Source organism: Streptomyces thermocarboxydovorans (assembly GCF_039524635.1).
Classification (GTDB): domain Bacteria; phylum Actinomycetota; class Actinomycetes; order Streptomycetales; family Streptomycetaceae; genus Streptomyces; species Streptomyces thermocarboxydovorans.
On record NZ_BAAAGU010000013.1, the window covers coordinates 46,876 to 69,701 of the forward strand.

Sequence of the window (22,826 nt, forward strand, 5' to 3'; positions counted from 1 at the left end):
AGGCCACCGCGGCACCCACCGGTTTGCGTGGATGCGGCAGGATGACGGCGTGACCGATCGAGATGCCGCACCCTTCGATCTCGCCGCGATGCGCAAGCAGTACCGGAGCGAGGGTCTTCTGGAGGCGGACCTGGCCGCCACGCCCGTCGAGCAGTTCGCGCGCTGGTTCAAGCAGGCCGCGACGGAGGGCGGGCTGTTCGAGCCGAACGCGATGATCGTGTCGACGGCGGACGCCCGGGGCCGGCCCAGCTCGCGGACGGTGCTGCTGAAGCACTTCGACGACGAGGGGTTCGTGTTCTACACGAACTACGACTCCCGCAAGGGCCGTGACCTGGCGGAGAACCCGTATGTCTCGCTGCTGTTCCCCTGGCACGGGGTGGCCCGGCAGGTGATCGTGAACGGTGTGGCGCGGCGGACCGGCCGGGACGAGACGGCCGCGTACTTCCGCACCCGCCCGCACGGCTCCCAGCTGGGTGCGTGGGCGAGCGCCCAGTCGCGGGTGGTGGCCTCCCGCGACGAGCTGGACGCCGCCTATGCCGAGCTGGCGTCCCGCTATCCGGAGGGCGAGCAGGTGCCGGTGCCGCCGCACTGGGGCGGTTTCCGGGTCAGGCCGGAGACGGTGGAGTTCTGGCAGGGCCGGGAGAACCGGCTGCACGACCGGCTGCGGTACGTGGCGGAGCCGGGCGGCGGCTGGCGGGTGGAGCGGCTGGCTCCCTGAGCGTGAGCGGCCGGCTCCCTGAGCCCCCGGCCCGGACCTGGATGCCTATGGCCTTTCGTTTGGATCAGCCTGCGGGAATCGCCGGCGCCTTGTCAGCACCGGTGAGCGGGGTCTGGTGCGTGCAGCTGCAAGGCGGAGGAGGGCGCCGATGCGGCGCATCGGCAACCGACGACAACGCCGCAGATGTGCGTGCAAGACCCCGCGTCCGCGGGCTGATCCAAACGACAGGCCCTAGTCGTCGAGGACGTCGTCCAGGAGGCGGGCCCACTGCTCGACCACGCGTTCACGGCGGGCGGAGTCGTCGGTGAGGAGGTTGGCGAGGCCGAGGCCGCGGGCCATGTCGAGCAGGCCCTGGACGGTCTCGCGGACGCCGGGGCGGGTCTCGTCGGCGCCGAGGAGGTCCACGGCGATGCGGTGGCTCTCGCGGCCGACGCGGGTCTCCAGCTCGGTGACGCGGGCGCGCAGCTGCTCCTCGTTGGTGGCGGCGACCCACAGGTGCAGAGCGGCACGGAACAGGGGGCCGGTGTAGAGGTCGACGAGGGCGGCGACCACCGCGTGGCGGTCGGCGGCCCCGGCGCCCTCGGGGAAGAGGGCGCGCAGGGCGGTGGAGCGTTCCTCGGCGACGTACTCGACGGCCGCGGTGAAGAGGTCCTCACGGGTCGGGAAGTGGTGCTGGGCGGCGCCCCGGGAGACGCCGGCGCGTTCGGCGACGACGGAGACCGTGGAGCCCGCCCAGCCGTGTTCGGCCAGGCAGGCCACGGCGGCCTCCAGGAGCCGCTGCCGGGTGGCCCGGCTGCGGTCCTGCTTGGGGACTCGTTCGGCACGGTCTGCCGTGCTCACACCACCCATTCCGCATCCCGTCGTTCGAGGAAGGCCGTCATCCCCTCGCGCGCCTCGGCGGAGGCGAAGAGGCGGGCCGAGAGCGCGGTGAGGTCGGCCGCGTCCCGTTCGAATGTCTCCAGCACCCTAGCTGTGAGCAGCCGTTTCGTCTCGGCCAGGGCCTGGGGTGAGGCTCGGCGCACCCCGTCCAGGACGGGTTCGAGCACGGCGTCCGCGTCGTCGCCCGCGGCCGTGACCAGGCCGATGCGGGCGGCCTCGGCGGCGTCGAACCGCTCGCCGGTGAGGTAGTAGCGGGCGAGGGCGCGGGGGTCGGTGCGGGGCAGCAGGGTGAGGGAGATGACGGCGGGGGCGACGCCGATGCGGACCTCGGTGAAGGCGAAGGTCGCCTGCGCCGAGGCGGCGGCGATGTCGCAGGCGGCGAGCAGGCCGAGGCCGCCGGCGCGGACGTGGCCGGTGACCCGGGCGATGACCGGTCTGGGCAGTTCGACGATCTGCCGCAGCAGGCCGACCAGGGCGTCCGGGTCGGGCGGGTCGCGCAGGTCGGCGCCGGCGCTGAAGGTGTTGCCGGTGTGGGTGAGCAGCACCGCGCGGACGCCGGTGTCCTTGCCGGCGTCGGTGAGCGCGGCGGCGAGGTCGCCGACCAGGGCGGCGGAGAGGGCGTTGCGGTTGTGCGGGGAGTCGAGGGTGAGGGTCTCGACTCCCCGCGTCCGCGTGCGGGCGATCAGGGTCATGTGCGTTCCCTCAGTTCGCGGCGGAGGATCTTGCCGCTGGCGGCGCGGGGCACGGCGTCGATGAAGGTGACGCGCCGGACGCGCTTGTAGGGGGCGACGCGTTCGGCGACGTACATCATCACCTCGCCCTCGGAGAGTTCGGGTGCGGAGGGCTGGCGGACGACGTGGGCGTGCGGGACCTCGTTGCCGTCGTCGTCGTAGGCGCCGATGACGGCGGCGTCGGCGATGCCGGGGTGGGTGAGCAGCAGGGCCTCGAGTTCGGCGGGGGCGACCTGGAAGCCCTTGTACTTGATCAGTTCCTTGACGCGGTCGACGACGAAGAGCCAGCCGTTCTCGTCGACGTGTCCGACGTCGCCGGTGTGCAGCCAGCCTCCCCCACCGTCGATCATGGCGGCGGTGGCGTCGGGGCGGCCGAGGTAGCCCTTCATCACCTGGGGGCCGCGGATGAGGATCTCCCCGGACTCGCCGGGGCCGAGGTCCTTGCCGGGGTCGTCGAGGGAGACGATGCGCATCTCGGTGCCGGCGATGAGCTTGCCGACGGTGCCGGGCGGGGCGTCGCGCATGGCGTCCAGGGGCACGACGTGGGTGCCGGGCGAGAGTTCGGTCATGCCGTAGGCCTGGCCGACGGGCGGCAGGCCGAGCCGTTCGGCGCAGGCGACGGCGAGCCGGGCGTCGAGGGGTGCGGCGGCGCTGATGATGTACTTCAGCGAGCTGAGGTCGTACTGGGTGACCAGCGGATGTTTGGCGAGGGCCAGCACTATGGGCGGGGCCACGTACAGGCCGGTGATGCGGTGGTTCTGGATGGCGGCGAGGAAGGTCTCCAGCTCGAAGCGGGGCAGCACGACCACGGTGGCGCCGTGCCGCAGGGGGGCGTTCATCAGGGCGGTCAGCCCGTAGATGTGGAAGAACGGCAGCACGGCGAGGATGCGGTCGCCGGGGCCGGCGCTGATCGCCGCGTTGAGCTGGGCGAGGTTGGTGGCGATCTGCCGGTGGGTGAGCATCACGCCTTTGGGGGTGCCGGTGGTGCCGGAGGAGTACGGCAGGGCGGCGACGTCCTCGGCCGGGTCGATGGCCACCTCGGGCTCGGGCGCGGTGCTGCCGAGCATGTCGATCAGCGAGCGGTGTCCGGGCGCGCTGTCGCAGACGAATATCTCCTTCACTCCGCCGGCGATGCCGGCGGCGCGGCGGGCGGTGTCCAGCAGCGGGGAGACGGTGACGATCCAGCGGGCCGCGCAGTCCTTGAGCTGTTTGCCGAACTCCTCGGCGGTGGCGAGCGGGTGCACGGTGGTCACCGAGGCGCCCGCCCGGGTGGCGGCGTAGAAGGCGGTGGGGAAGGCGATCGTGTTGGGGCTGTGCAGGGCGAGCACATCGCCCTTGCGCACTCCGGCCTCGGCGAGCGCGGCGGCGATCCGCCGGTGGAACCGGTCCACCTGCTCGTACGAGAGGGTGGTGCCGTCGGTGCCGTCGATCAGGGCGGGGGCGTCGCCGAACTCGGCGGCGCGGCCCAGGACGGCTTCGTGGATGGGGAGTTCGACGGGCGGGACGTCTGCGTACTCGCTGCGGAACATCGTTCCTCCAAGGCGGCGACGGCGGCCTAGTACGACTTGGGCAGGCCCAGGGTCTGGTGGGACACGTAGTTGAGAATCATCTCCCGGCTGACCGGTGCGATACGAGACACGCGCGCCGCCGTCACCATGGAGGCGAGCCCGAACTCCCGGGTGAGGCCGTTGCCGCCGAGGGTGTGCACGGCCTGGTCGACGGCGTGGACGCAGGCCTCCGCGGCCGCGTACTTGGCCATGTTGGCGGCCTCCCCGGCGCCCACGTCGTCGCCTGCGTCGTAGAGGTGGGCGGCCTTCTGCATCATCAGGCGGGCCAGTTCGAGCTCGATGCGCGCCTGGGCGAGGGGGTGGGCGATGGCCTGGTGGGCGCCGATGGGGGTCTTCCAGACGGTGCGTTCGCGGGCGTACTCGACGGCGCGGCCGAGCGCGTAGCGGCCCATGCCGATGGCGAAGGCGGCGGTCATGATGCGTTCGGGGTTGAGGCCGGCGAACAGCTGGAGCAGGCCCGCGTCCTCGTCGCCGACGAGCGCGTCGGCGGGCAGCCGGACGTCGTCCAGGACCAGCTCGAACTGCTTCTCGGCGGCGTTGAGTTCCATGTCGATGGGGCGCCGCTGGAAGCCGGGCGTCTCGCGCGGGACGATGAACAGGCAGGGCTTGAGGCGTCCGGTGCGGGCGTCCTCGGTGCGGCCGACGATGAGGGTGGCGTCGGCGAAGTCGACGCCGGAGACGAAGACCTTGCGGCCGGTGAGGATCCAGTCGCCGGAGCCGGGGTCGCGGCGGGCGGTGGTGGTGATGCGGTGGCTGTTGGAGCCGGCGTCGGGTTCGGTGATGCCGAAGGCCATGATGCGGGTGCCGTCGGCCAGGCCGGGCAGCCAGTCGCGCTTCTGCCGCTCGGTGCCGAAGCGGGCGATGACCGTGCCGCAGATGGCGGGCGAGACGATCAGCATCAGCAGCGGTGAGCCTGCGGCGCCGAGTTCCTCGAGGATGAGGGAGAGTTCGGCGATGCCGCCGCCTCCGCCGCCGTACTCCTCGGGGAGGTTGACGCCCAGGTAGCCGAGCTTGGCCGCGTCCTGCCACAGCTCGGCGGGGTGGCGGCCCTCGGCGACGGTGCGGGTGAAGTAGTCGCGGCCGTAACGCTTGCCGAAGGCGGCGACGGCTTCTCGGAGTGCCTTGTGCTCGTCGGATTCGATGTGGGTGGTCACGCGGTCCTCCGGGGTGTGGGTTGTCTGTGACCGGGCCGCAGGCGCATGGGGCGCCTGGGCCCTTGATCCCTGGGCGGGCTTCCCTGGGCGGGCTTCCCTGGGCGGGCTTCCCTGGGCCGGCTTTCCTAGGCGGGTTGCACCACGGCCAGCACCGTGCCGGGCTCGACCTGCTGGCCCGGCTTGGCGTTGAGGGTGGTGAGGGTGCCGGTGGCGGGGGCGGTGATCTGGTGCTGCATCTTCATGGCCTCCAGCCACAGCAGGGGCTGCCCCGCCTCGACCGGGGCGCCCTCGGTGAGCCCTTCGGCGACGCGGACGACCACGCCGGGCATGGGGGCCAGCAAGGACCCCGGTGCGTGCTGGTCGGCCGGGTCGGGGAAGCGGGGCAGTGCGGTGAGGCGGGTGGCGCCCACGAAGACGGTGTCGCCGTACCGGGCCACCTCGAACCGGCGCTGCACTCCGTCGGCTTCGAGGACGACGAGCGCGGCGTCCGCGTGCACGACCCGCACCCCGTCGGCCTCCAGTCCGTCCCGGGTGTGCCGGTAGCGGACCTCGTACTCCTCGCCGTCGACCGCGTACCGCTTGATCTGCGGGGCGGACGGCAGATTGCGCCAGCCGCCGAAGCGGGAGCGGCCGTGGGCGTCGGCGAGGGCGGCGGCCAGCGGGGCGAGCGGGTCGGGGGCGCTCCGGGTGAGGTCGGGCAGGTGGCGGTCGTAGAAGCCGGTGTCCATCCGGCCCTCGGTGAACTCCGGGTGCCGCAGGGAACGGACCAGGAGGTCCCGGTTGGTCACCGGGCCGTGGATCGCCGCGCGTTCCAGGGCACTGGCGAGCTTGCGGATCGCCTCGGCGCGGGTGGGCGCGTGGGCGACGACCTTGGCGAGCATCGGGTCGTAGTGGACGCCGATGTCGTCGCCATCGGTGTAGCCGGTGTCCAGGCGTACGCCGCCGGGGACGGAGAGGCGATGGAGCCGGCCGGTCTGCGGGGCCCACTCGTGGGCCGGGTCCTCGGCGTACAGCCGGGCCTCCACGGCGTGGCCCTGCGCGGCCGGCGGCGCGGTCGCCAGTGCATGCCCCTCGGCGACGCGGATCTGCTCGGCGACCAGATCGACGCCGAACACCGCCTCGGTGACCGGGTGTTCCACCTGCAGTCGGGTGTTCATCTCCAGGAAGTGCGCCCGGTCGCCCGCGACGAGGAACTCCACGGTCCCGGCGCCCACGTAGTCCACCGCGCGGGCGGCGCGCACGGCGAGACGGTGGAGTTCCGCGCTGAGGGACTCGGACAGCCCGGGTGCCGGGGCCTCCTCGACGACCTTCTGGTGGCGGCGCTGCAGGGAGCAGTCGCGGGTGCCCAGCGCCCAGACGGTGCCGTGGGTGTCGGCGAGGATCTGCACCTCGACATGGCGTCCGCCCTCCACATAGGGCTCGACGAACACCTCGCCGTCACCGAAGGCGCTCGCCGCCTCCGCGCGGGCGGCGGCCAACTCCACGTCCAGGTCGGCGAGTTCGCGCACCACGCGCATGCCGCGTCCGCCGCCGCCCGCCGCGGCCTTCACCAGCACCGGCAGATCGGCCTCGGTGACCTCGCGCAGCGGCTCGATGCCCATGAGCTGCTTGGCGCGGGTCTTGGAGGCCATCGCCTCGATCGCCTCCGGCGGCGGCCCGATCCACACCAGCCCCGCGTCCCGCACGGCACGGGCGAAGCCCGCGTTCTCGGAGAGGAAGCCGTATCCGGGGTGCACCGCGTCCGCCCCGGCGGTGAGCGCCGCCTTCACGATCAGGTCGCCGCGCAGATAGGTGCCGGCGGGCGCCGACCCCGGCAGCCGTGCGGCGCTGTCGGCCATGCGGACGTGCAGGGCGCCCGCGTCGGCGTCCGAGTGCACGGCGACGGTGCGGATGCCCAGCTCGCGGCAGGTACGGACGATCCGGCAGGCGATCTCGCCCCGGTTCGCGACAAGCACGGAATCAATCACTGTCGCCTCACATCCGGAAGACGCCGAAGCCACCGCGTGCGCCCTCGTAGGGCGCGGTGTGGATGGCGGACAGGCACAGGCCGAGGACGGTGCGGGTGTCGCGCGGGTCGATGACTCCGTCGTCGTAGAGCCGGCCGGAGAGGAACACCGGCAGCGACTCGGACTCGATCTGCTGCTCCACCATGGCGCGCAGCGCCGCGTCCGCCTCCTCGTCGTACGGCTTGCCCTTCGCCGCGGCGGACTGGCGGGCGACGATGGACAGCACCCCGGCGAGCTGCTGCGGGCCCATCACCGCGGACTTGGCGCTGGGCCAGGCGAACAGGAAGCGGGGATCGTAGGCCCGCCCGCACATGCCGTAGTGGCCGGCGCCGTACGACGCGCCCATGAGCACCGACAGATGGGGCACCTTCGAGTTGCTGACCGCGTTGATCATCATGGCGCCGTGCTTGATGATGCCGCCCTGCTCGTACTCCTTGCCGACCATGTAGCCGGTGGTGTTGTGCAGGAACAGCAGCGGGATGTCGCGCTGGTTGGCGAGCTGGATGAACTGGGCGGCCTTCTGCGACTCCTCGGAGAACAGCACCCCCTGGGCGTTGGCGAGGATGCCCACCGGATAGCCGTGCAGGGTGGCCCAGCCGGTGGTCAGGCTCCTGCCGTACAGCGGCTTGAACTCGTCGAAGTCGGAGGCGTCGACGATACGGGCGATGACCTCGCGCGGATCGAAGGGGATCTTGAGGTCGTCCGGGACGATGCCGAGCAGCTCCTCCGGGTCGTACTTGGGGGGCTCGGCCGGTCCCGGATCGGGGTACGCCTTGCGGTGGTCGAGGCGGGCGACGACCCGGCGGGCCTGGCGCAGCGCGTCCACCTCGTCGAGGGCGAAGTAGTCGGCGAGGCCCGACACCCGCGCGTGCATCTCGGCGCCGCCCAGGGACTCGTCGTCGCTCTCCTCGCCGGTCGCCATCTTCACCAGCGGCGGCCCGCCGAGGAACACCTTCGCCCGCTCCTTGACCATGATCACGTGGTCGGACATGCCGGGGACGTAGGCGCCGCCGGCGGTGGAGTTGCCGAAGACGACGGCGACGGTGGGGATCCCGGCGGCGGACAGCCGGGTGAGGTCGCGGAAGATGGCCCCGCCCGGGATGAAGATCTCCTTCTGGGACGGCAGATCCGCACCGCCGGACTCGACCAGGCTGATGCAGGGCAGCCGGTTGGCGAACGCGATCTCATGGGCGCGCAGCGCCTTCTTCAGGCTCCACGGATTGCTGGCACCGCCGCGCACGGTCGGGTCGTTGGCGGTGATCAGGCACTCCACGCCCTCCACGACCCCGATGCCGGTGACCAGGGAGGCGCCGACGGTGTAGTCGCTCCCCCAGCCGGCCAGCGGGGACAGCTCCAGGAACGGGGTGTCCGGGTCCAGCAGCAGCTCGATCCGCTCCCGGGCCAGCAACTTGCCGCGTTCACGGTGCCGTTCGATGTACTTCTCGCCGCCGCCCGCGAGGGCCTTGGCGTGCTCGGCGTCGAGCTCGGCGAGCTTGGCCAGCATCGCCTCGCGGTGCGCCCGGTACTCGGGGCTGTCGGTGTCCACGGCGGTGTCGAGAACCGTCACAGCAGGACCTCCGGTATGTCCAGGTGGCGGGAGCGCAGCCATTCGCCGAGCGCCTTGGCCTGCGGGTCGAAGCGGTGCTGGGCGGCGACGCCCGCGCCGAGGATGCCCTCGACGACGAAGTTCAGAGCGCGCAGGTTGGGCAGGATGTGGCGGGTCACGGGAAGGTCGGCGGCCTCCGGGATCAGCTCCCGGAACCGCTCCACGGTCAGGTGATGCGCGAGCCACCGCCAGGCGGGGTCACCGACCGCCCATACACCGACGTTGGCGTTCCCGCCCTTGTCCCCGCTGCGGGCCCCGGCGACGACACCGAGCGGCGCCCTCCGGGTGGGCCCGGCGGGCAGCGGCTCGGGCAGCGGGGGTTCGGGTACGTCGGTGAGGGGGGCTGTGTCCGACGGCGGCGGCACCGGGACGCGGCGCCCGTCGTGGAGGACGGCTGTGTGGCCGACGGCATCCTGAGGGACGTACGCCGCCTCGAACACCCCGTAGGGCGAGCCCTTTCCGGGCGGCGCGAGCACATGGAACCCGGGGTAGCTGGCCAGTGCGAGCTCGATGGCGGCCCCGCTCAGCGCCCGCCCCACCTTCGCCTCGTCGGCGTCCCGTACGACGAGCCGCAGCAGCGCGCTGGCGGTCTCCTCGGTGCCGGCGTCGGGGCGGTCGGTGCGCACCAGGTCCCAGCGCACCTCGGCGGGCGGCGACTTGGCGAGCGCCTCGCCCATCTGGGCCCTGACCAGCTCGGCCTTGGCCTCGATGTCGAGCCCGGTGAGCACGAAGACGACCTCGTTGCGGAATCCGCCGAGCCGGTTGAGCCCCACCTTGAGGACGGGCGGCGGTGCCTCGCCCCGCACCCCGTCGATGCGCACCCGGTCGGTCCCGTCCCGGGTGAGCCGCACGGTGTCGAGGCGGGCGGTGACATCGGGCCCCGCGTACCGGGCTCCCCCGGTCTCGTAGAGCAGCTGCGCGGTGACGGTGCCGGTGTCGACGAAGCCGCCGGTGCCGGGGTGCTTGGTGATGACGCTGCTGCCGTCGGCGTGGATCTCGGCGAGCGGGAAGCCGGGGTGCCGGACGTCGCCGTCCCGGAAGAAGGAGTAGTTGCCGCCGGTCGCCTGGGTGCCGCACTCCAGCACATGCCCGGCGACCACGGCCCCCGCGAGTTCATCAATGTTGTCCGGGGTCCAGCCGAAGCGGGCGGCGGCGGGACCGGTGACCAGGGCCGCGTCGGTGACCCGTCCGGTGACCACGACGTCGGCGCCCTCGCGCAGACAGGCGGCGATCCCGAAGCCGCCGAGGTAGGCGTGGGCGGCCAGGGCGCCCGGGTGGGCGGCGGTGAGGTCGTCGCCCTCGACATGGGCGACGCGCACCGGCAGACCGAGCCCGGCGGCCAGCTTGCGCACGGCGTCCGCGAGACCGGCCGGGTTGAGCCCGCCGGCATTGCTGACGATTTTGACGCCCCGCTCGTGGGCCAGGCCCAGGCATTCCTCGAGCTGCCGCAGGAAGGTGCGGGCGTATCCGGCGTCCGGGTTCCTCAGCCGGTCGCGGGCCAGGATGAGCATGGTCAGTTCGGCGAGATAGTCGCCGGTGAGGACGTCCAGGTCGCCGCCGGTGAGCATCTCGCGCATCGCGTCGAAGCGGTCGCCGTAGAAGCCGGAGGCGTTGCCTATGCGCAGGGGCGACCCGGCCTTCGCCGTCCCGGATGCCGTGCCCGTCACGGGGCCGCCTCCCCCTGGAGCTCACTACCGGCCTCGGGCTCACGACCGGTCCCGGGCTCACGACCGGCCTTGGACTCACGACCGGCCTTGGACTCACGTCCGCTCTCGGGCTCACGTCCGCTCTCGGGCTCACGTCCGCCGCCCGGAGGCCCGGCGAAGGCCTGGGCGATGTCCAGCCAGCGGTCGGCGTCGGGACCGTGGGCGGTGAGGGCGAGGTCGCTGCGGTGGGCGCGCTGGGTGACCAGCAGACAGAAGTCGAGCGCTGGGCCGGTGACGGACTGGGCCGCGTCCTCGGGCCCGTACACCCACCGGTCCTCACCGCCCGGTGCGGTGAGCTCGACCCTGAAGGGTTCGGCGGGCGGGGTGAGCTGGTGCACCGCGTAGGCGAAGTCCCGGGTGCGGACCCCCAGCCAGGCCACATGCCGGAGCCGGTCCGTAGGCGGCCGCACCACACCGAGCGCGTCGGCGATGTCCAGGCCGTGCGCCCAGGTCTCCATGAGCCGGGCGGTGGCCATGGAGGCGGCGGACATGGGCGGGCCGTACCAGGGGAAGCGGGCCCCGGCGGGGGCGGCCCGCAGGGCGTCGGCGAGCGCGGCACGGTCCTCGCGCCACCGCGCCAGCAGCTCGGCGGGCTCGGCCCGGGCCCCCTCCTCGGCCCCCTCGTCCACGAATGAGTAGGGAGCGGCGAGGGCCGCCTCGACGAGCTTCTGGAAGCCGTCGGCATCGGTGACGGCGAGCAGGGCGGACCGGTCGGTCCAGGCGAGGTGCGCGATCTGATGAGCGACGGTCCAGCCGGGCGCGGGAGTCGGCAGCCTCCATCCGTCCTCCCTCAACCCGGCCACCAGCCGGTCGAGTTCGTCGCTCTCGGCACACAGGTCGTCGATGACGGGCGTCGGGTCGGCCATGAGGGGGAGCATGGCAGTGACCCGCTAAACAATCAAGCACGCTTGCATGAATTTCTCGCCGCCCTCCGGAGGCACCCGCCGACCCCGGAGGGCAAGACAACGCGAAACAGGTCGGCGGCGTCCGCCCGCCGCCGAAGTCGCCTCCTACATCCCGGACGACACCTTGCGCTTGCCCGGCCGCGGCCCCGCCTGGGTCCGCACCGCGCCCATGCTCGCCACGATGACCAGGGCGATGGCGGCGGCCTCGGGGGCGGTGAGGGTCTGGTTCAGGAGCAGGAAGCCCGCGGTCGCGGCGATGGCAGGCTCCAGGCTCATCAGGATGGCGAAGGTGGAGGCGGGCAGGCGGCGCAGGGCGAGCAGCTCCAGGGTGTAGGGGAGCACGGAGGAGAGCAGGGCGACCGCTCCGCCGAGGGCCACGGTCGTCGGGTCGAGCAGCTTGGTGCCCGCCTCGGCGACGCCCAGCGGCAGGAAGAGCACCGCAGCCACGGCCATGGCGAGCGCGAGCCCGTCGGCCTGCGGGAAGCGGCGGCCGGTGCGGGCGCTGAAGACGATGTACGCGGCCCACATGCCACCCGCGCCCAGCGCGAACAGGACACCCAGCGGATCGAGGCTGCTGAACCCTCCCCCGCCGAGCAGGAACACACCGACGAGGGCCAGCGCGGCCCACACCAGATTGATCGCGCGGCGGGAGGCGACGACGGAGAGGATGAGGGGCCCGAGGACCTCCAGCGTGACCGCTGGGCCGAGCGGAATGCGGTCGACGGACTGATAGAACAGCCCGTTCATCCCCGCCATGGTGAGGCCGAAGACGACGACCGTCCCCCAGTCGGTCCGCGAGTGCCCGCGCAGCCGCGGCCGGCAGACCGTCATCAGCACCACGGCGGCCACCAGCAGCCGCAGGGTGACCACCCCGAGCGCACCGGCCCGGGGCATCAGCATCACCGCGAGCGCGCCGCCGAACTGCACGGATATCCCGCCGGCGAGCACCAGCCCGACCGGCCCGAGGGACCCCCAGCCGCGGGGCGCACCACCCGGCACGGAGGCCGGGCCCTGGCCCGCCGGGGTGACGGTGGACGGGGTGCTGGTGCTGGGCGTGGTCACGGGGCCTTCCTGAGCGTCGGTACCGCGAGACAAGGGATTCACTCTGTCGATAGTGCAATACAATGCACTGTCCAGTCCACCAAATTAAATCAGGTCAGGACCGTGAACCGCTTACATACCTGACCATGCGACCCGCGCCCACCCCCGGTCAAGCCGGTCCGGCATACGGACGCCCGCCTTCCACACGTGAGCCCCGGACGGATCCGACCTCAAGTTTCGCTCAGCAGATCACTCGCTGACCGACCTGCGCAGCGATGCCGCCGTATGTTGCACTCGTCCCGCCGATCAAGGCGGCAAACGAGGGGAGAACAAGTTGCGCATCAGACCAATGCGCCGTCTGCTATTAACGGCCACGATCCTGACGCTCGGAGCAGCTACCACCGCTCCTTCTCACGCAGTCGAGGACCCCGCCGACACACCACCCGAGACGCTCTCGCAGGACCAGGTCGGCACCCAGGACGCGAGCAGCAACGTCACCGAAGGGCCAACAATATCGGCGCAGGATCTGGCCTCCGACAAGAAGCTCGACGCTTTGCCGGAAGTGGCCGGCGCCGACGACATCGGCATCAAGCGCTGCGACAATCCCTACAAGAAGTGGTACACGGTCTCAGGCAAGACCAATTATCACGTCCCGTCCTGGTGGAACGGCACGTCGTACAAGGACGGACCGGGCGGGACGATGACCGTCGAGGTTCTCAAGGCGGGCAAGATCAGTGTCGAGTTGAGCGGGAACGCTTCGGCCGAGGCCGGCGTCATCCTCTCCAAGGCCAAGGCCGAGTTCGGCATCAAGGTGGTCGCCGAGGTCGGTGTCACGGTCGGACACAGGTACTCCCGCGTCATCAAGAACGGACGCTACGGACACATGCAGTACGGTTCGTGGGGTTACAAGGTCAATTGGACCAAGTGGGAAACAAGTGCCGACCGCTGCGGCAAGAAGAAGCTCGGATTCGGCACGGCGAAGATGCCCACCAAAGAGGTGGGTTGGCGTTACTGGGAGACGCGCTCATGACCCACGGCCCACGGCTCACACGCCGTGGCGGCGTCCTGCTCGCCTCGCTCCTCTCTGCCGCACTTGTCGTGGGTTGCAGCGGTTCCCAGGACAAGGGGAAACCGCCGGAGAACAAGTCACGCACACCGGATTCTGCTCCGAGTGACCAGATGAAGACTCTGCAGAAGAAGGCGGAACGTGCCCTGGGAATCGAAGAGGACGGCGCGGACAGCGATCTGTTCGTGGAATCCGGATTCGAGCGGGTCAACGACGGGATCCACACTCGATCAGCCCTGTCGAAGGGCGAGTCGTACTCTCTGTCGGTCGTCTGCTCGGGGAGGGGAACAGTCCAGGTCACGGTGACGGCAGAACGCTCCGTGGAACGGACCGTGACGTGTGACGGCGTCCCGGTTCGTCAGCGCATCACCGATGCCCCGGCCGAGATGAAGATCGATGTCGACGGCCTCCCCGGTTCGTCCGGCATCGCCGGTTGGCGGATCGACGAGCTCGGCGCATAGACATCTGGCACGGCTGTGGTCGGCATCAGCTCATCTGGAGCCGACCGCAGCCGTACCCACCTGGCCGCGGCTGACGGGGTGCTCACGACTCCAGCGCCTCCGCCAGTACCTCCGCCAGGTGGCGTCCCCGGACGCCGGCCAGTTGTTCCAGTTGGGTGCGGCAGGAGAAGCCGTCCGCCAGGACCACGGCCGTTTCTCCGGCCTCGCGGACCGCGGGGAGGAGCTGTTCCTCGGCGCAGGCGGCCGAGATGTCGTAGTGGCCGTTCTCGAAGCCGAAGTTGCCTGCGAGGCCGCAGCAGCCGCCGGTCAGGTCGCCGGTGAGGCCGGCGGCGGTGCGCAGCCGGCGGTCGGCGGCGTCGCCGAGCACCGCGTGCTGGTGGCAGTGGGTCTGGCCGGTGACGGGGCGGTCCAGCCTCGGCGGGCTCCAGTGCGGGGCGTACTCCTCCAGGGTCTCGGCGAAGGTGCGGATGCGGGAGGCGAGGTGCGCGGCCCTCGGATCGTCGTGCAGCAGCTCCGGTGCGTCCGAGCGCAGGGCCGCGGCGCAGCTCGGTTCCAGGACGACCACCGGGGCGTCCGTCTCCAGCACCGGTTCCATCAGGTCGAGGGTGCGGCGCAGCACCGACCGTGCCCGGTCGAGCTGGCCGGTGGAGATGTAGGTCAGCCCACAGCAGACCCGGCCGCGCCGGGCGGTCAGCAGCCGTGCCGCCGACCGTGAGCGCGCGTCCCCCACCGGCCGGCCGCGCAGCCGCAGCGACGGGGGCAGGGCCACCCGCAGGCCCGCCGCCTCCAGCACCCGCACGGCCGCCCGCCCCACCGAGGGCGACAGATGCTCGGTGAAGGTGTCGGGCCAGAGAACGACCAGGGGGGCGTCCGGAAGGGCAGCGGCGCCGCGGCTTCGCCACCAGTGCGTGAATGTCCGGCCCGCGATGCGTGGGAGCTCCCGCTGCTGTGCGATGCCGCCCAGGCGTTTCCCGAGCCGGGCCAGCGGCCTCACCGACGCCAGCGCGTTGACCAGGGCCGCCATCCGGGTCCGGGCCACCCAGCGCAGCCAGACCGGCAGCCGGCCCATGGTGTAGTGGGCGGCCGGGCGGCGGCGGCCGGCGTAGTGGTGGTGCAGGAACTCCGCCTTGTAGGTGGCCATGTCGACCCCGACGGGGCAGTCCGAGCGGCAGCCCTTGCAGGACAGGCACAGGTCCAGCGCGTCCCGCACCTCGGTGGAGCGCCAGCCGTCCGTCACCAGTTCACCGGCGAGCATCTCGTGCAGCAGCCGGGCGCGCCCGCGCGTGGAGTGCTCCTCGGCGCCGGTCGCCCGGAAGGAGGGGCACATCACCGCCGGGCCGGACACCGAGGTGGTACGGCACTTGGCGACGCCCACGCAGCGGCGCACCGCGGCCGAGAAGTCCCCGTCGTCGGCCGGGTAGCCGAAGGCGACGCCGACCGGCTCGCGGGGCAGCACGGAGAAGCGGAGGTGGGTGTCCAGCGGGGCGGGGCGGACCAGCATGCCCGGGTTCAGCAGGTCGCCGGGGTCCCAGACGGCCTTGGTCCGCTCGAAGAGGGCCACCATCTCCTCGCCGTACATCCGCGGCAGCAGCTCGGCCCGGGCCTGCCCGTCCCCGTGCTCCCCGGACAGCGAGCCGCCGTGCGCCACGACCAGGCCGGCCAGCTCCTCGGAGAAGCGGCGGAAGCGGGCGATGCCCGGCTCGGTGAGGAGGTCGAAGTCGATACGGACGTGGATGCAGCCGTCCCCGAAGTGCCCGTAGGGGGTGCCGCGCAGGCCGTGGGCGGCCAGCAGTCCCCGGAAGTCCCGCAGATACGCGCCGAGGCGGGCGGGCGGCACCGCGCAGTCCTCCCAGCCGGGCCAGGCCTCGGTGCCGTCCGGCATGCGGGTGGCCGTGCCGCTCGCGTCCTCCCGGATCCGCCACAGCGCCCGCTGCCGCGCGGGGTCGGTCACCACCAGGTGGTCCACGACGTCGGCCGCGCGGACGATCGTCTCCGCCCGTGCCCGCGCCTCGTCCTCGGTGTCGCCGCCGGTCTCCACGAACAGCCAGGCCCCGCCGCGCGGCAGGCCGGCCGGCGACGGCACCAGGTCGGCCGCCATGCCCTCCACGGTCAGCGGCCCGTACGGCAGCAGCCCCGCCGCCGCCTCCGCGGCCCCGCTCTCGTCCCCGTACGCGAGCACCGCGAGCGCCCGCGCCCGCGGCACCGGCACCAGCTCCACCACCGCTTCCGTCAGCACGCCCAGGGTGCCCTCGGACCCGCAGAAGAAGCGGGCCACATCGGCGCCCCGCTCCGGCAGCAGCGCGTCCAGCGCGTACCCGGAGATGCGCCGGGGCAGCTCCGGGAAGCCGGTGCGCAGCCGGGCCAGCTCCCCCTCCACCAGCTCCCGCAGCCCGGTCGGCGCCCCCGCCCACCGCTGCCCGAGCTCCAGCCGCTCTCCTCCTGAGGTGACGACCGACAGCGAGCGCACGCTGTCCGCCGTGGTCCCCCAGGCGACGGAATGGGAGCCGCAGGAGTTGTTGCCGATCATTCCGCCGATGGTGCAGCGGGAGTGGGTGGACGGATCGGGGCCGAAGCGCAGTCCGTGCGGGGCGGCGGCCTCCTGGAGGCGGTCGAGCACGAGTCCCGGCTGGACCACGGCGGTGCGCGCCTCGGGGTCGAGGCGGAGGATGCGGTTCATGTGCCGGGTGAAGTCCAGCACCACCCCGGTGCCGGTGGCCTGCCCCGCGATCGACGTCCCCCCGCCGCGCGCCACCACCGGCACGCCGTGCGTCCGGCACACCGCGAGCGCGGCCGCCACGTCGTCGGCGTCCCGCGGCGCGACGACACCGAGCGGGACCCGCCGGTAGTTGGAGGCGTCCATGGTGTTCAGCGCCCGCGCGGTGACGCCGAAGTCCACGGACCCGCGCACGGCCCTGGCCAGCTCGTCCCGCAGCTGTCGGTGCTCCGTCATTCCGGTGGTCATTCCCCCAGCATGCCCGCAGGACCGTCCACACCTCCCGTTCGCGTGTCCCGCACGCCCCGCGCCCGTCTCACCGGACGGACGACGTTTCGCCCGGCTTTCCCGGAGCCGCTAGGCTCCGACCGTGGCTGAGATCCAGATTCCCGCTGACATCAAGCCCGCCGACGGACGTTTCGGCGCGGGTCCCTCCAAGGTGCGGACGGAAGCGCTGGACGCGCTGGCCGCGACCGGTGCGTCCCTCATGGGCACCTCCCACCGCCAGGCCCCCGTCAAGAACCTGGTCGGCCAGGTACGCGAGGGCATCCGCGAGCTGTTCCAGCTCCCGGACGGCTACGAGGTGATCCTCGGCAACGGCGGCTCCACCGCGTTCTGGGACATCGCGACCCACGGCCTGATCGAGAACAAGTCGCAGCACCTCAGCTTCGGCGAGTTCAGCTCCAAGTTCGCCAAGGCGGCCAAGCTCGCCCCCTGGCTCGCCGAGCCGGACATCATCTCCACCGACCCGGGCACCCACCCGGAGCCGGTCGCCGCGGCCGGCGTGGACGTCTACGCCTTCACCCACAACGAGACCTCCACCGGTGTGGCCATGCCGATCAAGCGCGTGGCCGGCGCCGACGAGGGCGCGCTGGTCCTGGTGGACGCCACCTCCGGCGCCGGCGGCCTGCCCGTCGACATCGCGGAGACGGACGTCTACTACTTCGCCCCGCAGAAGTCCTTCGCCTCCGACGGCGGCCTGTGGATCGGCATCTTCTCCCCGGCGGCCATCGAGCGCGCCGAGCGCATCCACGCCTCCGGCCGCCACGTCCCGGAGTTCTTCAGCCTCCCGACGGCGATCGACAACTCCCGCAAGAACCAGACGTACAACACCCCGGCCCTCGCCACCCTGTTCCTGCTGAACCAGCAGCTGGAGTGGCTCAACGGGCAGGGCGGCCTGGACTGGGCGGTCCGCCGCACGGCCACCTCCGCCCGCACGCTGTACGGCTGGGCCGAGGACATCAAGTACGCCAACCCGTTCGTCACCGACCCGGCCAAGCGCTCGGCGGTCATCGGCACGATCGACTTCACGGACGAGGTCGACGCCGCCGCCGTCGCCAAGACCCTGCGGGCCAACGGCATCGTCGACACCGAGCCGTACCGCAAGCTCGGCCGCAACCAGCTCCGTATCGCGATGTTCCCGGCGATCGACCCGGCGGACATCGAGGCGCTGACGAAGTGCGTCGACTACGTGATCGAGCGGCTCTGACGGACGTGTCCACCAGCGCCGTGCGCTGACGGAACGCGCAAGTGAAGGGGCGCCCGGCCATCGCCGGGCGCCCCTTCGCCTGTCCGTGCCTCGACCAGCCCCCTGGCTGCGAATTGCCGGCTACCGGCTCAGCCGCTGGAAGCGCCGCACCGCCAGCGGCAGGAAGCGGACCGTCAGCACGACCGGCCACACCCCCGCCATCAGCAGCGCATGCCGCTCGACCCAGGAGTTCCCGCCGCCGACCGGCGTCCCGAACAGCTCGCGCGTCGCCGCGGCCGTGGAGGAGAGCGGGTTCCAGGCGGCCACCCAGCCGAGCCAGTCCGGCAGGCACCGGCACGATGTCCCTCTACCGCTACGTCCCCGCCTGGAGATGTGCGTGACCGCCCGCCGCTCGGCCGCGGCCGACGGCTCCCCGGCGCCGGGGCCCGGCGACTCCTCCTCAGCCCAGACGCCCGGTGACTCCTCCTCAGCCCCGGCGGCGGAACAGCCGTCGTAGCCCGAGCAGTACAGCGATCGCGGCGATCACCGCGATCGCCCCCGAAGTCAGCGTCGGGCCACCGGACTTGCCGTCACCGGAGGCATCGGCGTCCCCCTTCCCGGAGGACGACCCCTCGCCGTCACCACCGCCGCCCGGGGCCTCCCGCGCCACGACCCCGCTGCCCTCTCCCTCGCTGCCGAACAGCAGCCGCGACCCGTCGGCGGAGTAGGTGACGGACTCCCCCTGCCCCTGGATCGGCACGCTCAGCCGCCCCTTGCGCCGCAGCTTCCCGCCGTTCCAGTCGTAGAGGACGCCGCCGAAGTACCCGCGCACGGCGAGCTGTTGACCGTCCGGCGAGAGCGCGGCGTCGGTCGCCCACATCTCGACGTCGGCGACCGGCCGGAAGACATTGGTGCCCGAGGGGCTCAACTCGGCGGGCCCTTCGTAGAGATGCCCGCCCTCCTCCTGCTTGTCGATGATGTAGACGCGCCCGGTCCTCGGGTGCACGACCATCGACTCGGCGTCGCGGCTGCCGTCCGAGTACTTCACCACGTACTGGGTGGCCCGGACCGACTGGTCCTTGAGCACCTCCGGCTCGGGCAGCCGGTAGATCCACACATACGGCCACTGCACACCGTCGTTGTCGCCGATGTCGCCGACGTAGAGCTGGTTGTCCGGGCCCATCGAGATCGCCTCGACGTCACGCGGGGTGCCCACCCCGGTCAGGGTGATCGTCGCGACGGTCTCGCCGGTGCGGCTGTCCACGGCGTAGAGGAAGGCGCCCCGGTCCTGGTCGTTGTGCGTCCAGTAGATGCCCTTGTGGCGGCGGGAGGCGGCCAGCCCGCTGGACTCGGTGATGCGCGGATCCTTGATCTGGAACCCGCCGTCACCGTCGTCGCTGCCGGCGGCGGAGGCGGTGGGGACGGCGGTGACGGAGAGGGCACCTGCCAGAAGTCCCGCGGCGAGCAGGGCGAAAGATCGGCGCATGTCCCAAGAGTGCCACCCCGCGCGGCCAGGCGAGGGCTGGTGGCCGGACTCACATCGCGGCGACCGGCGGTTTCGTCCATGATGATCGTGTGCTCAGGTTGATGCCCGTAGGCGACTCGATGACCATCGGGAGCGCGGGTGAACACACCTGGCGTTACCGGCTGTGGCAGCACCTGTGCGGAGCGTACGGCAGACCCTTCACCTTCGTCGGACCGCGCGAGACGCTGCGCGACCCGGCTACGGACGAGCCCACCTCGTACGCCTACGCCGACCCCGACTTCCCGCGGGCACATCTGGCCGGCTGGGGCGAGGGCTGGTGCCACATGGCCCCGCTGATCGGCGAGGCGGTCCGCACCTGCCGCGCCGACGTGCTGCTGGTCTCCCTCGGCCTGATCGACCTGGGCTTCTACACCAACGCCGAGCAGACGGCGGCCAACGTCCGCACCTTCGTCGACGAGGCGCGGGCCGCCCGCCCGGGCATCCGGATGGTCCTGCTGCCGGTGATCCCCAACATCCGCGCCCAGCAGGACGCCCCCTTCGCCGCCCAGGTCACCGAGTTCAACGAACGCCTGGCCAAGACCGCGGCCGACCTGGACACCCCCGCCTCCCCCGTCCTGCTGGCCACCCCGGCCCCGTCGTACGACATCCACACCGACACCTACGACGGCACGCATCCCAACGCCAGCGGCGAGCACAAGCTGGCGGCGTCCTTCGCGGACGCGATGTGGCAGAGCTGGGACCTGGGCGGCCCCTACGAGGTGCGGGACCGCATCGGCGGCCGGGGCCGCTGACCGGCATCCCGTCATGGCGCGCAGCACGCCGGTGTGCGGAACGGGGGTCGAGCAGTCGGGCGGGCGGAGGGCCGCGGGGCGTCCTCTTGCCTAGAGCGCACTCCACGACGTTGGCTGGACGGTCATGAAGTACACGCAGCTCGGACGCACCGGACTCAAGGTCAGCCGACTCGTCCTCGGCACGATGAACTTCGGTCCGCAGACCGACGAGGCCGAAAGTCACGCCATCATGGACGCGGCGCTGGACGCCGGGATCAACTTCTTCGACACCGCCAACGTCTACGGCTGGGGCGAGAACAAGGGCCGCACCGAGAGCATCATCGGCAACTGGTTCGCCAAGGGCGGCGGCCGGCGCGACAAGGTCGTCATCGCCACCAAGGTGTACGGGAACATGGGCACCGACGGCGAGGTCTGGCCCAACCACGACAAGCTCTCCGCGGTCAACATCCGCCGGGCCGTGGACGCCAGCCTCAAGCGGCTCCAGACGGATCACATCGACCTCTACCAGTTCCACCACATCGACCGGGCCACCCCGTTCGAGGAGATCTGGCAGGCCATCGACGTCCTGATCCAGCAGGGCAAGATCATCTACGTCGGCTCCTCCAACTTCCCCGGCTACAAGATCGCCCAGGCCAACGAGCTCGCCGCCCGCCGCGGCGGCACCATCGGCCTGGTCAGCGAGCAGTGCCTGTACAACCTCTACGAGCGGCGCGCCGAGATGGAGGTCATCCCGGCCGCGCAGGACTACGGGCTCGGGGTGATCCCCTGGTCGCCGCTGCACGGCGGACTGCTGGGCGGGGTGCTGAAGAAGCAGGCCGAGGGCGGCCGGCGGGCCTCCGGGCGCGCCGCGGAGACGCTGCAGGACCCGGCCGCCCGCGCGAAGATCCAGGCGTACGAGGACCTGGCCGACAAGCACGGCCTGGAGCCCGGCGAGCTGGCCCTGGCCTGGCTGCTCACCCGCCCCGGCGTCACCGGCCCGATCGTCGGCCCGCGCACCGCGGAGCAGCTGACATCCGCGCTGCGGGCGGCGGAGCTGGAGCTGAGCGAGGAACTGCTGGCCGGCCTGGACGAGATCTTCCCCGGCCCGGGCCCGTCCCCGGAGGCCTTCGCCTGGTAGCGGCCGGGACCGGGAGTTTCCCGCACACGGCAGCCGGCGGCGGTGCTACTTTCCGAGCACCGCCGCCAGCGCCACCACGACGAACATCAGCACGAGCGCACCGGCCATGATCCGGTTACGGGTCTTCGGGTCCACGCCTTCGAGCCTATCCGGCGGCCCCGAGCGCCCGGCGCGCGACCGCCTCGTAGCGGGGCTGCTCGCCCGGCACCCCGCTCACCGGCAGGTTGCTGCGCACCAGCGCCAGCTCCGCCACGGTCCAGGTACGGCTGCGGAACGCGCGCAGCCGCGCGACGAAGGGCCGGGCGTCGATGCCGTCCCGGCTGCGGGCCACCGTCAGATGCGGCTTGTACCGGCGGTGCTCCCCCATGTCGATGCCCGCCTTGCGCGCCGCCGCCTCGGCCCGCCCGGCGAGCACCCCGAGGGCCCGCACATCGCCGTCCGCCCCGGCCCACAGGGCCCTCCCGCGCCCGAACTGACCCCCGCCGCCGAGCGCCAGCGCGAACGGCTCCGTACGGGACGCGGCCCGCCCGAGCCGCTCGGTCAGCGCGGGCACCAGCTCGTCGTCGACCTCCCCGTAGAAGGCCAGCGTGAAGTGCCACCCCGGCTGCCCGGTCCACCGCAGCCCGTCGGCTCCCGGCAGCGTCTTCAGCGCCGCCACCTCCGCCGCAAGCTCCGCGACGACGTCCTCGGGCGGCAACACGGCAGCGAACAGTCTCATGGGGGCCAGTCTGCCCCGGATGACCCGGTCACCGTGCGTATCGTTGTACTGCGCGGCTGTACGCATCGAGCGGCCAGCCGGGGAGGAGCGCCACGATGACCGTCCTTGATGACAGGATCGAGATGGCCGAGAGCGGCGACGAACTCACGCTCGACATGATGTTCGAGTGGCTGGAGAGGATGCCCGTCCCCGAGGGTTACAAGGCCGAGATCGTCGGGGGGCACATTTTCATGACGCCGCAGCGGGACACCCACTGGGACATCATCGCGGACATCTACGACCAGCTGCGGACCAAGTATCCGCGCAAACGCGTCAAGTCCGATGTCCGCATGGACTACCCGGGCCGCCTCAACGGTTTCGCCTCCGACATCGTGGCGCTGGCGGAAGGCGCTCAGAAGGACGCCAAGGGCCTCTGGCGCCATGAGGACGTCGAGTTCGTCGCCGAAGTCATCTCCAAGGACACCGCGTCCAACGACTACGGGCCCAAGAAGGACACCTACGCGGCGGCCGGCGTCCCCGTGTATCTGATCGTCGACCCGTACGCCGGTGAATGGCACCTGCACACCCTGCCGCAGGACGGCAAGTACCACAGCAGCGTCAGCTTCGGCTTCGGCGTCGGCATCGACCTCACCGACACCCCCGTCGGCCTCGTCCTCAAGACCGACGACTTCCCCCGCGACTGACCGGCGCGC

At 72.1% G+C, this 22,826-nt stretch carries 19 protein-coding genes and 1 pseudogene; 7 read left to right on the top strand and 13 right to left on the bottom strand.

Annotation, left to right across the window (positions count from 1 at the left end; all coding sequences use genetic code 11):
- Positions 1-31: 31 nt before the first annotated feature.
- Positions 32-718, top strand: coding sequence for a pyridoxamine 5'-phosphate oxidase (gene pdxH / locus ABD198_RS08310; RefSeq protein ID WP_343998979.1), 687 nt, complete (start codon positions 32-34; stop codon positions 716-718).
- Between the two features lie 231 nt (positions 719-949).
- Here pdxH and ABD198_RS08315 read toward each other — a convergent pair whose 3' ends face one another.
- From ABD198_RS08315 to ABD198_RS08355, 9 genes are all read right to left on the bottom strand, one after another.
- Positions 950-1,567: a TetR/AcrR family transcriptional regulator gene (locus ABD198_RS08315; protein WP_343998981.1), complete on the bottom strand. Its 618-nt coding sequence runs from the start codon at positions 1,565-1,567 to the stop codon at positions 950-952.
- On the bottom strand, positions 1,555-2,289 hold the full coding sequence (locus ABD198_RS08320; RefSeq protein ID WP_343998984.1) for an enoyl-CoA hydratase family protein: 735 nt from the start codon (positions 2,287-2,289) through the stop codon (positions 1,555-1,557). The genes ABD198_RS08315 and ABD198_RS08320 overlap by 13 nt, the downstream gene beginning before the upstream one ends.
- Positions 2,286-3,857 carry a 4-coumarate--CoA ligase family protein gene (locus ABD198_RS08325; protein ID WP_343998987.1) on the bottom strand — a complete coding sequence of 524 codons (1,572 nt, stop codon included), beginning with the start codon at positions 3,855-3,857 and terminating at the stop codon, positions 2,286-2,288. Before ABD198_RS08325 ends, ABD198_RS08320 begins: the two co-directional genes overlap by 4 nt.
- A gap of 26 nt (positions 3,858-3,883) precedes the next feature.
- Positions 3,884-5,050: an acyl-CoA dehydrogenase family protein gene (locus ABD198_RS08330; protein ID WP_343998989.1), complete on the bottom strand. Its 1,167-nt coding sequence runs from the start codon at positions 5,048-5,050 to the stop codon at positions 3,884-3,886.
- Between the two features lie 125 nt (positions 5,051-5,175).
- On the bottom strand, positions 5,176-7,017 hold the full coding sequence (locus tag ABD198_RS08335) for an ATP-binding protein (protein ID WP_343998991.1): 1,842 nt from the start codon (positions 7,015-7,017) through the stop codon (positions 5,176-5,178).
- A gap of 7 nt (positions 7,018-7,024) precedes the next feature.
- Complete coding sequence (locus ABD198_RS08340) at positions 7,025-8,623, bottom strand: acyl-CoA carboxylase subunit beta (protein WP_343998993.1); 1,599 nt, start codon at positions 8,621-8,623, stop codon at positions 7,025-7,027.
- A complete protein-coding gene (locus ABD198_RS08345; protein WP_425580438.1) occupies positions 8,620-10,239 on the bottom strand; it encodes an acyclic terpene utilization AtuA family protein in 1,620 nt (539 codons plus the stop codon). Before ABD198_RS08345 ends, ABD198_RS08340 begins: the two co-directional genes overlap by 4 nt.
- Before the next feature lie 86 nt (positions 10,240-10,325).
- Positions 10,326-11,234: a TIGR03084 family metal-binding protein gene (locus ABD198_RS08350; RefSeq protein WP_343998996.1), complete on the bottom strand. Its 909-nt coding sequence runs from the start codon at positions 11,232-11,234 to the stop codon at positions 10,326-10,328.
- Between the two features lie 144 nt (positions 11,235-11,378).
- Complete coding sequence (locus ABD198_RS08355) at positions 11,379-12,335, bottom strand: EamA family transporter (protein WP_343998998.1); 957 nt, start codon at positions 12,333-12,335, stop codon at positions 11,379-11,381.
- Between the two features lie 313 nt (positions 12,336-12,648).
- Between ABD198_RS08355 and ABD198_RS08360 the strand changes: the two genes are divergently transcribed.
- Complete coding sequence (locus ABD198_RS08360; RefSeq protein ID WP_343999000.1) at positions 12,649-13,344, top strand: hypothetical protein; 696 nt, start codon at positions 12,649-12,651, stop codon at positions 13,342-13,344.
- Complete coding sequence (locus ABD198_RS08365) at positions 13,341-13,841, top strand: hypothetical protein (RefSeq protein WP_343999002.1); 501 nt, start codon at positions 13,341-13,343, stop codon at positions 13,839-13,841. The genes ABD198_RS08360 and ABD198_RS08365 overlap by 4 nt, the downstream gene beginning before the upstream one ends.
- 82 nt (positions 13,842-13,923) lie before the next feature.
- Here ABD198_RS08365 and ABD198_RS08370 read toward each other — a convergent pair whose 3' ends face one another.
- The gene (locus tag ABD198_RS08370; protein ID WP_425580437.1) at positions 13,924-16,803 is read right to left on the bottom strand and encodes an FAD-binding and (Fe-S)-binding domain-containing protein; all 2,880 of its coding nucleotides are present in this window, start codon (positions 16,801-16,803) and stop codon (positions 13,924-13,926) included.
- A 121-nt stretch (positions 16,804-16,924) separates the two neighbouring features.
- On the opposite strand from ABD198_RS08370, the gene serC reads away from it, so the two are divergent.
- Entirely contained in the window at positions 16,925-18,043 is a 1,119-nt protein-coding gene (gene serC / locus ABD198_RS08375) for a phosphoserine transaminase (RefSeq protein WP_343999004.1), read from the top strand.
- A gap of 120 nt (positions 18,044-18,163) precedes the next feature.
- Here the strand turns inward: serC and ABD198_RS08380 are convergent.
- Positions 18,164-18,370, bottom strand: a pseudogene (locus ABD198_RS08380) (ABC transporter permease); the annotation flags it as partial.
- Between the two features lie 139 nt (positions 18,371-18,509).
- On the bottom strand, positions 18,510-19,508 hold the full coding sequence (locus tag ABD198_RS08385) for a WD40 repeat domain-containing protein (protein ID WP_343999006.1): 999 nt from the start codon (positions 19,506-19,508) through the stop codon (positions 18,510-18,512).
- A gap of 89 nt (positions 19,509-19,597) precedes the next feature.
- Here ABD198_RS08385 and ABD198_RS08390 point away from each other — a divergent pair, with 89 nt between their 5' ends.
- Together ABD198_RS08390 and ABD198_RS08395 are read left to right on the top strand one after the other, a co-directional pair.
- On the top strand, positions 19,598-20,299 hold the full coding sequence (locus ABD198_RS08390) for an SGNH/GDSL hydrolase family protein (protein ID WP_343999008.1): 702 nt from the start codon (positions 19,598-19,600) through the stop codon (positions 20,297-20,299).
- Between the two features lie 124 nt (positions 20,300-20,423).
- Entirely contained in the window at positions 20,424-21,416 is a 993-nt protein-coding gene (locus tag ABD198_RS08395) for an aldo/keto reductase (protein WP_343999010.1), read from the top strand.
- A 145-nt stretch (positions 21,417-21,561) separates the two neighbouring features.
- Here ABD198_RS08395 and thpR read toward each other — a convergent pair whose 3' ends face one another.
- A complete protein-coding gene (gene thpR, locus ABD198_RS08400) occupies positions 21,562-22,134 on the bottom strand; it encodes an RNA 2',3'-cyclic phosphodiesterase (RefSeq protein ID WP_343999012.1) in 573 nt (190 codons plus the stop codon).
- 95 nt (positions 22,135-22,229) lie between these two features.
- Between thpR and ABD198_RS08405 the strand changes: the two genes are divergently transcribed.
- On the top strand, positions 22,230-22,817 hold the full coding sequence (locus ABD198_RS08405; RefSeq protein WP_343999014.1) for a Uma2 family endonuclease: 588 nt from the start codon (positions 22,230-22,232) through the stop codon (positions 22,815-22,817).
- Positions 22,818-22,826 lie beyond the last annotated feature (9 nt).

Bases quoted from the DNA above. Each gene is read 5' to 3' on its own strand.
- ABD198_RS08405 (WP_343999014.1), top strand. From the start codon at position 22,230: ATGACCGTCCTTGATGACAGGATCGAGATGGCCGAGAGCGGCGACGAA.
- ABD198_RS08320 (WP_343998984.1), bottom strand. From the start codon at position 2,289: ATGACCCTGATCGCCCGCACGCGGACGCGGGGAGTCGAGACCCTCACC.
- ABD198_RS08365 (WP_343999002.1), top strand. From the start codon at position 13,341: ATGACCCACGGCCCACGGCTCACACGCCGTGGCGGCGTCCTGCTCGCC.
- pdxH (WP_343998979.1), top strand. From the start codon at position 32: ATGCGGCAGGATGACGGCGTGACCGATCGAGATGCCGCACCCTTCGAT.
- ABD198_RS08395 (WP_343999010.1), top strand. From the start codon at position 20,424: ATGAAGTACACGCAGCTCGGACGCACCGGACTCAAGGTCAGCCGACTC.
- ABD198_RS08325 (WP_343998987.1), bottom strand. From the start codon at position 3,857: ATGTTCCGCAGCGAGTACGCAGACGTCCCGCCCGTCGAACTCCCCATC.
- ABD198_RS08350 (WP_343998996.1), bottom strand. From the start codon at position 11,234: ATGGCCGACCCGACGCCCGTCATCGACGACCTGTGTGCCGAGAGCGAC.
- ABD198_RS08370 (WP_425580437.1), bottom strand. From the start codon at position 16,803: ATGACCACCGGAATGACGGAGCACCGACAGCTGCGGGACGAGCTGGCC.
- ABD198_RS08385 (WP_343999006.1), bottom strand. From the start codon at position 19,508: ATGCGCCGATCTTTCGCCCTGCTCGCCGCGGGACTTCTGGCAGGTGCC.
- ABD198_RS08315 (WP_343998981.1), bottom strand. From the start codon at position 1,567: ATGGGTGGTGTGAGCACGGCAGACCGTGCCGAACGAGTCCCCAAGCAG.
- thpR (WP_343999012.1), bottom strand. From the start codon at position 22,134: ATGAGACTGTTCGCTGCCGTGTTGCCGCCCGAGGACGTCGTCGCGGAG.
- ABD198_RS08345 (WP_425580438.1), bottom strand. From the start codon at position 10,239: ATGCGCGAGATGCTCACCGGCGGCGACCTGGACGTCCTCACCGGCGAC.